At 49.9% G+C, this 12,052-nt stretch carries 15 protein-coding genes and 1 tRNA gene; 11 read left to right on the top strand and 5 right to left on the bottom strand.

Features of this window, described 5'->3' with window-relative positions:
• The first annotated feature begins 22 nt into the window (after positions 1–22).
• The 11 genes from Vsou_RS06600 to Vsou_RS06550 all read left to right on the top strand — a co-directional run bounded on the left by Vsou_RS06600 (position 23) and on the right by Vsou_RS06550 (position 5,606).
• A complete protein-coding gene (locus tag Vsou_RS06600; RefSeq protein ID WP_188604120.1) occupies positions 23–1,492 on the top strand; it encodes an ATPase, T2SS/T4P/T4SS family in 1,470 nt (489 codons plus the stop codon).
• A 17-nt stretch (positions 1,493–1,509) separates the two neighbouring features.
• Positions 1,510–1,779, top strand: a complete 270-nt coding sequence (locus tag Vsou_RS06595; RefSeq protein ID WP_188604119.1) for an SWIM zinc finger family protein — start codon at positions 1,510–1,512, stop codon at positions 1,777–1,779.
• Positions 1,780–1,804: 25 nt separating this feature from the next.
• Positions 1,805–2,215, top strand: a complete 411-nt coding sequence (locus Vsou_RS06590) for a hypothetical protein (protein ID WP_188604118.1) — start codon at positions 1,805–1,807, stop codon at positions 2,213–2,215.
• Between the two features lie 5 nt (positions 2,216–2,220).
• Complete coding sequence (locus Vsou_RS06585; RefSeq protein WP_188604117.1) at positions 2,221–2,574, top strand: hypothetical protein; 354 nt, start codon at positions 2,221–2,223, stop codon at positions 2,572–2,574.
• 25 nt (positions 2,575–2,599) lie between these two features.
• A complete protein-coding gene (locus Vsou_RS06580; RefSeq protein WP_188604116.1) occupies positions 2,600–2,872 on the top strand; it encodes a hypothetical protein in 273 nt (90 codons plus the stop codon).
• On the top strand, positions 2,872–3,033 hold the full coding sequence (locus Vsou_RS06575; RefSeq protein ID WP_188604115.1) for a hypothetical protein: 162 nt from the start codon (positions 2,872–2,874) through the stop codon (positions 3,031–3,033). The genes Vsou_RS06580 and Vsou_RS06575 overlap by 1 nt, the downstream gene beginning before the upstream one ends.
• Complete coding sequence (locus Vsou_RS06570; RefSeq protein WP_188604114.1) at positions 3,023–3,313, top strand: hypothetical protein; 291 nt, start codon at positions 3,023–3,025, stop codon at positions 3,311–3,313. Before Vsou_RS06575 ends, Vsou_RS06570 begins: the two co-directional genes overlap by 11 nt.
• 25 nt (positions 3,314–3,338) lie before the next feature.
• Positions 3,339–3,821 carry a hypothetical protein gene (locus Vsou_RS06565; protein ID WP_188604113.1) on the top strand — a complete coding sequence of 161 codons (483 nt, stop codon included), beginning with the start codon at positions 3,339–3,341 and terminating at the stop codon, positions 3,819–3,821.
• A gap of 32 nt (positions 3,822–3,853) precedes the next feature.
• Entirely contained in the window at positions 3,854–4,312 is a 459-nt protein-coding gene (locus Vsou_RS06560) for a hypothetical protein (RefSeq protein WP_188604112.1), read from the top strand.
• A gap of 96 nt (positions 4,313–4,408) precedes the next feature.
• A complete protein-coding gene (locus Vsou_RS06555) occupies positions 4,409–5,326 on the top strand; it encodes a hypothetical protein (RefSeq protein ID WP_188604111.1) in 918 nt (305 codons plus the stop codon).
• A gap of 25 nt (positions 5,327–5,351) precedes the next feature.
• The gene (locus Vsou_RS06550; RefSeq protein ID WP_188604110.1) at positions 5,352–5,606 is read left to right on the top strand and encodes a hypothetical protein; all 255 of its coding nucleotides are present in this window, start codon (positions 5,352–5,354) and stop codon (positions 5,604–5,606) included.
• 2 nt (positions 5,607–5,608) lie between these two features.
• Here the strand turns inward: Vsou_RS06550 and Vsou_RS06545 are convergent, their stop codons facing one another.
• The 5 genes from Vsou_RS06545 to Vsou_RS06525 form a co-directional block, all read right to left on the bottom strand.
• Positions 5,609–6,208: a hypothetical protein gene (locus tag Vsou_RS06545; protein WP_188604109.1), complete on the bottom strand. Its 600-nt coding sequence runs from the start codon at positions 6,206–6,208 to the stop codon at positions 5,609–5,611.
• Positions 6,205–6,699: a hypothetical protein gene (locus tag Vsou_RS06540; RefSeq protein WP_188604108.1), complete on the bottom strand. Its 495-nt coding sequence runs from the start codon at positions 6,697–6,699 to the stop codon at positions 6,205–6,207. The genes Vsou_RS06545 and Vsou_RS06540 overlap by 4 nt, the downstream gene beginning before the upstream one ends.
• Before the next feature lie 348 nt (positions 6,700–7,047).
• Positions 7,048–10,095: a DNA methyltransferase family protein gene (locus Vsou_RS06535; protein WP_264890802.1), complete on the bottom strand. Its 3,048-nt coding sequence runs from the start codon at positions 10,093–10,095 to the stop codon at positions 7,048–7,050.
• 459 nt (positions 10,096–10,554) lie between these two features.
• A complete protein-coding gene (locus Vsou_RS06530) occupies positions 10,555–11,847 on the bottom strand; it encodes a tyrosine-type recombinase/integrase (protein ID WP_188602165.1) in 1,293 nt (430 codons plus the stop codon).
• Between the two features lie 110 nt (positions 11,848–11,957).
• Positions 11,958–12,034 (bottom strand) — tRNA-Lys (locus Vsou_RS06525).
• Between the last annotated feature and the right edge of the window lie 18 nt (positions 12,035–12,052).

Genomic DNA, 12,052 nt, shown 5'->3' with positions numbered 1-12,052 from the left:
GGGCTAGGGCATGCGGGGAATCGTGCATACTGCATTCGATTTTAAAGTCAATAATCCAGGAGTGCCAGCACTCAACAGTCTGGGTACTATAGTCACGCCAAGTGGCGTGACCACGGAGATACTCTACATCGAGCAACCGGAGGGCGCGAGGTTCTACCTGCATGACGTACTCAACTACCCGGAGTACATGGAGTGCCTCGATATGCCGAGAATCATCGAGTGGTTGAGTAGTGGCTTGACGTGGGGTAGGCTCGAGAAGAATCCCCGCTTGATACTAAAGGCATTACCGAGAGTCCCGAAGGGAGTGGATTTGAGCCTCCTCACTAGTGAGGCTATTGCCATTGCCAGGAGGTTCATCATGGAGTACTCTGTAATAACGCCACTCCTGGCGTGGGATGAACTCCAGGACCTGGTCATTGATGCCCCAGGCGTGGATGGTGAGCCGATGGTCTTCGCTAGGGTTAGGGGCTTTGGTGATGCCTACCACCCAGTCGTCATAATGCCTAACAAGTGCCAATTGGAGAATGAGGGGAGGAAGCCCAGGCTCCTCACTAGCGATGTGGGTGGTGGGGAGCCAGTCACCTTCAATGCCTATATTATTAATAAGGCTAGCGAGAGGACTAGGACCCCAGTCACCGCCTTTAACCCGAGGGGTATGGCTACTGACGGGGAGTTGAGGCTTAGGGTCACAATGCATGCCGAGCCAGTCTCGGGCTATGTGGTGGCATTTAGGAAGCACCCCTCGAAGCCGTGGCACCTGGGTCGGTTGATTGCTGGTGGCTCCATTAACGTGGAGACCGCTGGCAAGTTATTATTGGCTAGTCTAGGAGTTAAGCCTTACTCGAGGGATGGCGAGCCTAGGGGCGTGCTCGTCTATGGCCCAATGGGTAGTGGCAAGACTACACTCACGTCGGCGATTATGAATACGTATCCACCGTGGGTTAGGGTTGTGGCTGTCCAGGATGTTGATGAGTTCAGGGTCCTGCCCGACAGGACCTATGCAGTCCTCAACACGCGAGCCAGTACTGGCCTTGGCGCCCGTGCCATCACGAAGGCTGAGCTCATTGCGGATGCAATGAGGACTGGAGCCCAGTTCGTTTTCGTGAATGAGATTCTAAGCCCTGGGGACGCGAGGGCTTGGGTTAGGGCTGTCACGAGTGGTCACGGTGGCGTTAGCAACCTACACGCCGGGAGCCTAGAGGAGCTTATTGACAGGCTCGAGAGGCTTGGGATTAGGGGGGCTAGTCACTTGGTTAGTGAGTTCATTATTGCAGTGAGGATGGAGAATAAGAGGGTCGTGGAGGTGCACACTCCAGCCAGGGCTGACTTCACCAGGCCACTACCCAGCGTGTTTAGTGGCTTCCTCAGTGAACTCTCGAGTAACCCCGATGACTACAGTCTGATCAGGAGGATGTGGGCTGAGGCTAGGTGCGTTATCGATACTGGTAGTATCGAGTGCCTGAGCGAGGGCGTTAGTATTAAATCAATGTAGTAGTAGTATAATTAGGAATGACTAGGCACTGGGTTAGGCTATTAACCCTTAGGGACTATGGGAGTGCCATTTATGCCAGGGGCTTGGTTAGGAGTGAGGCTGATGCTAATAAGTGGTACGTGGCTAGGGTCCTCATTGAATGGACTAGTCTAGGTGGGGAGCCCGCGGTTAGGATCACTGGCTCCTGCACCTGCCCAGCCTTCCAGTATAGGAAGCCTTGTAAGCACATTACTTGGCTCGCGAATAAGGCCCTAGCCATGGCTAGGGCTGGAGCTAGGGCTAATTAAAGGCAGGGCCAATTCCATGGCTGGTATGGAGTTGTATGGAGCCAGGGCTTGGGTTCTAATTGGAATCGCCGTAGTGGGTTGGGTATTGGCGGTATTATTCTTCGCCTCGAACATTGCGAATTATAATATGGCAGTGTACTACAGGTACACTACAATCTATTGTATTAGCCAGTACAATGCCCTGGCTAGGAATTATACGACACTCGCGAATAGGACCCTAACCATCATTAGTTACTTGACTAATGTAACCATGACTAACGCCTACGCCCTTAACCAGACTGGCATTGTAATCGAGAGCCTGAATAATACGCTAGTCCAGAATAATGCCCTATTGAGTCAAGTGGCTAGGGAGCTTTATGCAGTCAATAATACCGTGAATGCGAATAATGCCCTACTCACGGCATTCCTCAGGGCAGTGAATGCCACGGGTAGGTGACTAGCATGGCTAGTGAGTTCATCCCATGGGTGGTCATTAGTATAACCCTCATCGTGGTCCTGGGCATACTATTCATCGGCTTGGCGAGGGGGATTAGCGGGAGCCTTGTTGGGGTCCTCTCTATGACTAGGACCGAGACGACGATGGTGGCTATACTACACACCCAGGGTAATGAGTACTACGTGGAGGTGGTCTGGACCTTCGCCCCCACACCAATCAAGGGTATTGTCCTCGCGAGTGGGGAGGCTCTAAAGCCCCCGAGTCCCTACGCGTGTGGGGCTGGTACTGTGCCAGCCCCGTATAGGTACTGTATTTACATTATCCACGCCCCAAGCCCACCAGTGGGCGTCCTAACCTAATTAAGAGCCAGCCCCTAGCCTAATCGTGGCGAGCCTAGCCCTGATTGTAGGCTTGGTCTTCCTCGGGATAGCCATTGGAATGCTGGCATACCTAATGATGATTTACATCAGCACGAGCCAGGCTAGGGCGTGGGCGTCATCCATTAGATCGTGGAGTCCACCCATCATTAATAATACTCTAGAGTGCCCCCAGGGTTATGTCATAACGCCCACGAATAATTCCGGCGTCTACGAGTGCGGTCCATGCCTAGCCTACCTGGCTCCCAGTGGGAGCCTCTCGTTGGCGTGCCCGAGGTGATGCCAGTGGGTCGTGGTTATAGGGAGCATGGTTATAAGTCCGTCCATGTTTATGTGAGGCCTCTTCTATACCTAGCCCTAGTCCTTAGGGCTAGGTCTAGTGGTAGGATGATTAATGAGGCTTTGGAGGAGTACTTTAGGGGTTGTGGTCATGACTCGTAGGAATTATAAGAGGTTGGGTTATAAGACCCTGAGGGTTTATATTGAGCCGGGCCTCTATATTGCCCTGAAGTTGAGGGCTTGGAATGAGGGTAGGACCGTGAGTGACATTGTCAATGAGGCATTGAGGCGCCTACTGGGCTCCAGTGCTCCAGAGCCTCAGAGGCTAGTGACTCCAGAACCCCAGAGGCTAGAATCCACAGAGCCCCAGAGCCAGGGACTGGACTTCGAGGACAACCCATGGGTCAGGGTCATTAGGCAGAGGACTCAATCCCAATCCTAATTAAAGCCAACTCCCCAGCCCACCCGTGGGTGGGCTCCAGCTTGACGAGAAGGCGCTACGCCTGGTGGGCCAGTACTCGGCTAGTATTGACCAAGTCATTGGAATGCTAGCCTCGGGTAGGCTAAAGAGGACTAGCGTGAGGCTAAGACTCAAGCAACCCAGGACTAACCCAGGGAGGCTAGCCAAGCATTGTGGCAGGGAGAATAGGCGTGTCTGCGAGCAAGCCATCAAGTGGCTCCTACACTTCTTCACCGAGTCGAGTATTGAGGAGGCAATCAAGTGGGGCCTATCGATTGGAGTCGCGCCAGAAGTCACTATCGCGTACCTAACAGCCTTCACGAGACTAGTCACAGAGGACCCCAGGCAGTGGAGTAGTGAGTTGAGGGAGTCCCTCTCGAAGGTCGTTATTGATTATTCTAGAATGTCCCTAGTCCTAGAGCCTCTAAGGGGCTCCTTCACGGTTACTGACGCGAGGAATGTGATAACGAGCCTACGGTTAAAGGGCTAATTAAATAGCCCCTGGCTCGTTCATTGACCAGTATGGACAGGGCTAGAGCGGGCGAGATAGGAAACATGCTATGGATAATAGTTGGGGTAGTAGTGCTAGTGATTGGGCTGGTGGTAGTGTTCCTAGTCTATGGGCCGGTGTCAAAGACTATAGCCAATGTTGGGACGCTGACGGTGACGTCAAGCCTCGTTGGGACGCAGGGCTTGACTGTACAAATGACTGCCAGTGGTGGTACCATAACCGTGGTTGCAGTGAATATTTACGACACGAGTGGTAACAAGCTACTAACCCTACCAGGCACGCTACCGAGTGGCTGTTCACTGACGCTGTATAATGCCAGTGGTACATTCACGAGTTGGGGTAGGCAGGTAATAAGCCCGGGCTCTGGAGTCACGATTGACCTGACTGGCTCGTGCGGTCTCGGTAGTGCCTACCAGATACAGGCAGTATCGCCTAATGGTAAGGTGTACAGTGGCTACGTGACTGGCTAGGTAGCCTATCTTGATTTAAAAACTCAAAATCAAAATTAATTTTTCCTCCCTCACCATCCTCTAATCCTAATTAAAGGCGAGCCCCGCAATCGACTCGTGCAGGGCAAGTCCATCCCAATTGAGGTGCCGATAATCGTGAATCTAGCCGGAGGGAAGGGTGGCGTGGGTACTAGCACTATTACTGCTAATATTGCCTACGCCTTGGGCGAGGCTGGGAGTGGGTTTGGGACTATTGGAGTCATTGACCTAGCCTATGGTGCGAATAGTACCCTATCGAAGCTATTGGGTGTCCCGCCATTAGGGACTAATGGCTTCTGGAACTACATTACTGCCAGGTACTACCCGTACCAGGACTCCAGCCCTAACATCACGCCACAGTTAACCCAGCAGATAGCCCTGATCACCAGTGGCACGATTGAGGCTCATCGTATTGACTGGGCGCTCTCATACGTACTCTCGAGAATGAGTAATGACCCAGACCAGGTGGGCTGGGCACTCTATAATGACATTGCCGAGTTGATTGTGAACAAGCTCCTTATACACAAACCGAGCCTTGTCATCATTGACGTGCCATCGGCAATATTCAAGCCCCTCGCGTGGGCTGTCCTAATGATGTCTAGGATCGTGAATGTGGTGGTCAAGGCTGGGAGTACGCATCAGGATGAGGCGATGGAGGTCCTAGGCCTGGTCAGTGCCGTGATTAACCAGCGTGCCCAACTGGGCTTGGCCCAGCCTGACGTGTTCCTAATTGTGAACCAGGCATTTCCTGGGGATAATACTGCCAATGAGTTGAAGGCTAGGGGAGTCCCCATGAGGGGCACTAGCGTGCTACCCTATAGTCCTGCAGTGCATTATATTACTGACTACATGAAGGATTTAGCCGTTAAGTACGAGGTCCCGCAGGATAAGTTCTTTAGGCAGTGGCGTGATACTATCCTCGCTATAGCGAGGAATGAGTACGAGGTCGCTAGATCAGCGAGGCAGGGGAGGGGCTTCTTCAGGCTGAAGTCCTAATTAAAAACAGAGCCTCCATGAGGCGATGGATAGGCTCTCGATTATTAGAACGGTCAGGGATTACCTGGCTAGGGGCGATATCGAGGGCTTGAGGAGGTGGCTCGACGATGTCGAGCCTCAATTGACTAATGCCATTAACCAAGCCAGGGCTAGGAGGGAGAGGGCCCTGACTAGAGCCACCAAGCCTATTGAGGATAGGGGTAGGGTGAAGTGCTTCGATGAGGCAGACCTATACTGGGCGTTCTCGAAGCAAACCCTGAGGAGGCTTGGGATTGAGTAGGATCACAGCAGCCCAACCTCATTCATTACATTTAATAATTCCTTGAGCCGCCTCCTAACACTAACTGTTACGTGTATTACGTAGACCAGTGAGTATATGAGTAATGATGCCAGTACGTAAAGAAGCACTATGTATGCAATGTATATGATCATGTGGATTTCCGCAAATGGTGGCACGTATATCGTGACGGCAGGGGTGAATAGCACCACAATTATTAACATGGCCACTACGCCTATCGAGATCAACCTAAGCCTCCTCAGGGCATTGCCAACCATCGTGTGGGCATCAATTATTAAGTCAAGGAAGCGCGGCAGGAGACTCATAAGCACTTCATAACGGTAAAACACCGTTCCCCTTACCACGCTTAATGGGTATTGAGTCTCCACATCATTGCGTGCCAATAATAATAGGTTTACTATTTGATTTATCTCCGTCGTTATTAACTGTGGATTATTCCTCATTACATCACTAATATAGTTACTCCAATGAAGGCCAATATTCAGGTATTGTAGGAAGGCATTGTAAACATCATCTAGGGCATTTCTAAGCATCTTTTCGAATAATGATATTAACCAATTAAATAGGTAGTCGACGCTACTCATAATGAGTACATCCTACTTAGGGCTTTAACCAGATCCTCGACCTTATCCTTAATTAGGCTCTTTGCTGCGTATTCTGGGTACTTGCGGTATACGTACTCTATCAACGCTATTAATGGTGCGTCCTTCCACAGCCAAACAATGTCCCTGGCAATGCCCCTCCTTATGACATGCCAACCAAAGAGCCTTTCCTTGGCGTGTTTCGCGGCATCCCTACTTGCCAATTCATAAACCTCCCTATAACCCTTATCAGACTCGGGGACTACCTCATGCCTCACCACTATTAAGCCTCTCTTCTCGAGCTCCTTAACTGCATTCGCTATATCGCGTGAGTATGGCCCATACTCACTTGGCTCAAACTCTATACCCTTTACTCCAGTCTCCATGACTATTAGGAAGGCTATTTTCTGAAGCCTAGTGGCACCCCTAAGTTGCCCACCAGTCTCACCCAATATGAAGAGCACCAAGTCCTCAGCCAACTCATTATTACTCATCAAGTAAATAATTCTCAATAGTAAATAAGTCTAACTACATTCACAAGCAAGTGCTTGAGGTACCACTGCCTGGTCAGAATGGACTCTGCGTCCATGTGGTGAAGAACCTCCTAAAGGTTCGAACTCACAGCAGCCGCTTCCTTACCCGAGTGAGCCCTGTGGTTCTGAGGCCAAGACCTGGTCATTCAGGCAGTGGCTCGTCGCAGAGTATGCATGTAGAAACTACTAGATGAATTTAGCTGGCACGAATTTACATTGATGTACCTAAAGCCTCGCCCTTCAGGACGGGGAGGAGGTCAGGTAGATAACATGGAGGGTGTTAACGTGGGGAGCATTGGTTTGGGTCGCTCATGTGCCTATCCACGTTTTTAACACAGTGCCCAACCTCTTATACAAGTCAATTAAGCACGTCCTCACCTCGTCCTCATTAATTCCTGGGCTTAGTGCCCTTAGGAAATCAAGGTCGAAGCTCAACCTGACGGGATCCTCGCCGTATTGCTCAGGTATCCTCTTGAACTCCTTATTCGCATACGTATCGAATACTTTAGCTATTGCATTAAGCGTATCAATGCTTAATCTGCTCACATCAAGTATCGGCAACGCCCTCCACTGACCAATATTTAACCTTGTTAGTGCTCCTTCGGTCTCCTCCCTATTAGCCAATATTATCAATAATCCAAATGTAGTGTTTAACCAGGTCACTAACGCTTTTTCTTTACTCGCATTTTCGTCCTTGAGCTTAACCATGAAGAACCTATTGGCTATTAACGGTTCATCGCCGTAAACAGTAATGACCCTCCAGGTATTCCACCTAACCCTATCGGGGACCAGTAGCCTAGACCTCAGTTTGATTATTCTCTCAGCCCTGGGCCCACTGCCCACGACCCATGCGTTTGGCTTAACGAGCATGGTCATCCTCAACTCCTCCTCACCACTGCAGAGCATGGGTACTGAATTGGGAATGGGGCTCCTTGGCAGTGCATTGCAGTCAACCCGTGTGCCTCTCTTCGGTAGGTTAAAGGCTTCAATTATATCACCTCCTCTATTAACGCCCATATCGCTTATTAGTTCGTTGAAGTACGTAATTGGTATTTTTACGGATACATCGCATAGTTTAATGGCGCCATTATTAATAATACTCTCAACTATGTTTCGTAATTCCTCATCAGGTATTGTGTGAATATTCCAGTTAATTATTGTATTGAGTAAAGTATTCCTGGGTACAACCCTTACTGAGGCACCGTAGTAGGTAGTGTCACTGCCAGTTAGTAATTTGTCTGCGAGGAGCATTGCGTCAATGACGCCCTTTGGTTTCCTCATGAGTACTATGAACCTTGTCTCCTCATTGGGCTCATGATTATCAACCCTCCTAGCCACTATAAGTGCCTCGCTCAGGCTTGTACCCTCACTGAAGTTGTAACCGTCCTCGGTATCGCTGGTATCGCTACTCACTATGACGTACTTAACGTGGAACCTACTGGCCAATAATGCCCTCGCTAGGAACCAGCTGACGCCAGAGAGGACGTTCCTAGGCAGTACGAAGGCTATCACGCCGCCCGGCTTTACGTACCTATAGGCCAAGTATAGGAATAGGAGGCCCTCACCCGCCTGACCAATGCTTAGGTACTGCCTGAATTCATCTCTTTCACCGTTAATTATTTCCTTGATTATGCTGGGTAGGTTCTCCCTAGTGGCGAGGTCCTTGGCGATGTCCCTTAAATCCTCCCTAACCTTATTCCTAACCTCGTTGAAGCGCTTGAGCAACCTCTCCCTATACCTCTCCTCGGTTATGAATCCGAATAGTCCCCTACCTTCACCAAACTCTTCACTTACTCTGCCCGTGGCCCTCGTGAATGGTGGGTTCATGATTATTAGGTCGAACCTCTCGGGCAACTGGAACTGACCCTCACTACCCTCCAGCGATACTTTCTCAATACCCTCAATCCTGTAGCCCTCTATAAACGAGAGTATACCGCCAACCCTCTTACCATTGTTTAAAAGCTCCAGTGAGCCTAACCATGGCTGGTTCTTCTCGGGTATGTAGCCCAGGTATATTGTGTGAATATTCTCCCTACTGATATTGCCCGGGCTCATTAGGGCTAGGTTTATCGCCGTGACTTGAGCAGCATACTTAAGCGCATCAACCCCGTAGATGCCCTCCTCAATCAATGCCTTACCCAAGTCATTCAAGTCAAGATCAAGCCCACTATAATGCTTAAGGGCTGTTAACACGTTCATTAATGCCGAGTAACTCGCAGTGAGGAGTGTGCCACTACCGCAGGCTAGGTCTGCAACCTTGACTTCCTTAATCCTATGGATGAGTTCCTCGGGATTGCCAACCCCATCAATGGCCCTCTTGATTTCATCCTCAAGGCCCAGTAATGCCCTAATTGCTAACGTGGCGAGTAGGTACGCGGCGGGTACCTGCGTGTAGAACGTTGCAAAGCCCTTCCTCGTCGCAATATCCCCAGTGATCCTGTGATAGACCCTACCTGCGAAATCGCGCCTAAGGAACGTCCTGTTTTGAGCAATGCCAACACCCTTATCAATCAAATCCCTAACCCTACCAGTAGCGTTTGACGGCAGTCTATCGAGAATCTCCCTTGCCAATCTAACGGCCTCCCTATAATCAATCTTCAGTAATTCATCAAGAGCCCTCTTGAAGCCCTCAATTGCACCGTATTTTTCCACATACACACTCAATGGCCCTAGCCTTGGGTGAGTGTTCCTAACGTGCTCGTAGAATGTCGCCGTTAGTAGTAATGATAGTGCTGCCTGGGCTAGGACTAGGTCCTCATCCCTCGGGCTCTGCATTCCATAAAGCCTGTACATAACCTCGTAAATACCCTCATACACCCCACGGTTTTTTAATGAATCAACGAAATTATTAATTACCTGTATGGTGTTTTCCAATTCCTCCTCAACCTCACTCTCCTGAATTAAGTAGTCCACCGCGTGTTTAATCACATTAATTAATGTGGGTATATCAACGGCGAACCACTCGGTCAACAATTTCTTCCTCCCCAATTGCTGGATTATGAACTGAAGCAAGGAGCCCATCTTAACGTACTTGGGTACGATGATTTTTACGTTGAATTGCGACCTCTTGATTTGCTCCACGAGTTCCTTACCAGCCACATCACGGTACCTAATTGGGTAGTGCAGGGCTATTGCTAAGTCGACAAGCCCCTGGTCAACCCTATTCCTTGCATCGCCCTCGGCATCAGGCGCCTGGTAGGATGCCTCAATGCCGATTATTAAGCCGTTGTGGAAGCACCTGATGTCTGGCCTACGCCTACCACTAACCCTCTCAGGCCTACAGTCAAGGCCCAACTCATTCAGTGCATCAGCAAGCCTAATATTAACCTCCTCCTCATGAACAAAACCACTACTCATCCTTCACCACCTTCACATCTTCACCTCTCCATTCACAGGCACTTACATTGGTAAATCGTTAGTTGATTTATGAATGTTATGCTTAGTCAGTTTACATAATGCATGTAGAAACTCTCGGTCATGTTTCGATTTTCCGTGAATCCTCATTGTCAGTATCCGCGGCGGAGAAAGGCTGTACATTACGACCAAACTATTGCCCTTGCTGAGGCAGTGTTTTGAAAGAGGATCATTTTGGTGAGCATGATGTGGCTAGCGCTACTGGTCCCCTTGGGAGGGATTGACTTCTCGAGGGCAGCGCGTGTTTGGTTCCTATGCCTTTGTGATTAATAATGCTTAGGGCTTGTTACTCGGTGGAGTCCTTTCCTGGAGTATTTTTGTAATAAACAGGTTAAAACCATTGCTAAACTTTCAATACTCCATTGAAATCTTCACTCCATCTTGTTCGCTCTCTGCCACCTTTCAAGTTTCTCGACATAGCAGGCACGGCGCATGCCTTAGGTACCACTGCCTAAGCTCCTCGTGCCTTGGTGACCAGTAATGCTCAATCAAGACCCTGAACTCCGAGGGTGGTGCCCTGCCTTGGAGCGTGTTAACAATGCTCTCTGGTACTCCCCTCGAGATCATCCAGGTGGCGAAGAATTTCCTAAGCTCATAAAGCTCGAAATCCCTATTAAGGACTTGCCTGGTAGCCTCCTTAATCTCACGCCTAAGCCTACCCTGGTCAAATGGTAGGAACCTGCTTTTGAGTCTCTCAATAACCTCATCCCCGAATAAGCCACTGGCTTCAATGGGTTTGGTTATTCCACTCACGAATTTGTCACGCCTTGGCAGGTATTGACTCTTAATGAAGTCAAGCGTTTCAGGCCTAAGAAAGGCTACAAATGCCCTCTTGGTTTCAGTGATTTTCCCAATCCTGAGCATGCCATGCTCAAGGTCAACATCATCCATTGTAATGAGGAATGACTCCCCTGGCCTAAGCCCAGTCTCCGCCAGGATTATGAAGTAAGTCTTTGCTTCAATGCTCTCGATTTTCGAGAGTACCTGCCTAAGCTCCTCAAGTGTGGGTAGCTTAGTCCTATTGTGGTTCTTTGGTTTGAATACCGTGAATGAGTTATAGAGCATGCTGAAGAGGCTGGGGTTCCTGGGCTTGAGGACTTCCTTCAGGAGTGACTTGAGGCTGTAGGTCGTGTGCTTGAGGACGTAGTCCTCCCCATCCTCCCTAAGGCTAGCCAGGTACTCCCTAATGCCCTCTGGCGTTAGGGTCCAATCCAACTCGGCCAGTGCACGCCTAATGTACTTGACCTCGTCACGAATAGTCTTCTCACTCAAGCCCTTCAAACGCTTGGCCCTGATGAACTCCTCAATGTCGCCCTCGCCAACCCTGTACATCCCCTGTATCGCGGTTAGGTAGTCACCCAGGTACTCCTTGATCAAGCCCAGGAGGAACTCCCTCAGGGTTGGGTCAACCCTTGCGGTAGCCACTACCCTAACCACATCGCCAAAGCTGGCCCTCCTCTCCGGGACAATGCCCCTTAGCAAAAGCGCCAATTCCTGGTCATCGAGGAACTTGAGGGCTTGGCATAGTAAGCCATCGCCAACCCTAACCTCGCCACGTCTCACCTTGCCGATGTATGATGAGTCGACACCAAGGTCCCTAGGCTTAGTATTCTTATTATTAATTAAATAAAGGATTATTTCACGCCTTTGCTCTGGCGTGATTTGCTCGATGTCGATTAACTGACAATCAACCATAGCCCTGTCAGTAGTTACTGGGAAAACACGTATATAAGTTTTCCAGGAATGACTGACATGAGGATCGGGAATGACTCGGTCACGTTATGATGAGGGGTTGAATGGGAAAGTGGCGGGCCCGGTGGGATTCGAACCCACGACCTACGGGTTAAAAGCCCGCCGCTCTACCTGGCTGAGCTACGGGCCCGTGCTCTATTTCTTGTTT

It is taken from the genome of Vulcanisaeta souniana JCM 11219 (genome assembly GCF_026000775.1).
In the GTDB taxonomy this organism is placed as follows: Archaea; Thermoproteota; Thermoprotei; order Thermoproteales; family Thermocladiaceae; genus Vulcanisaeta; species Vulcanisaeta souniana.
Note: the sequence above shows the minus strand (reverse complement) of the source record. Positions and strands in the feature narration are given on the sequence as shown.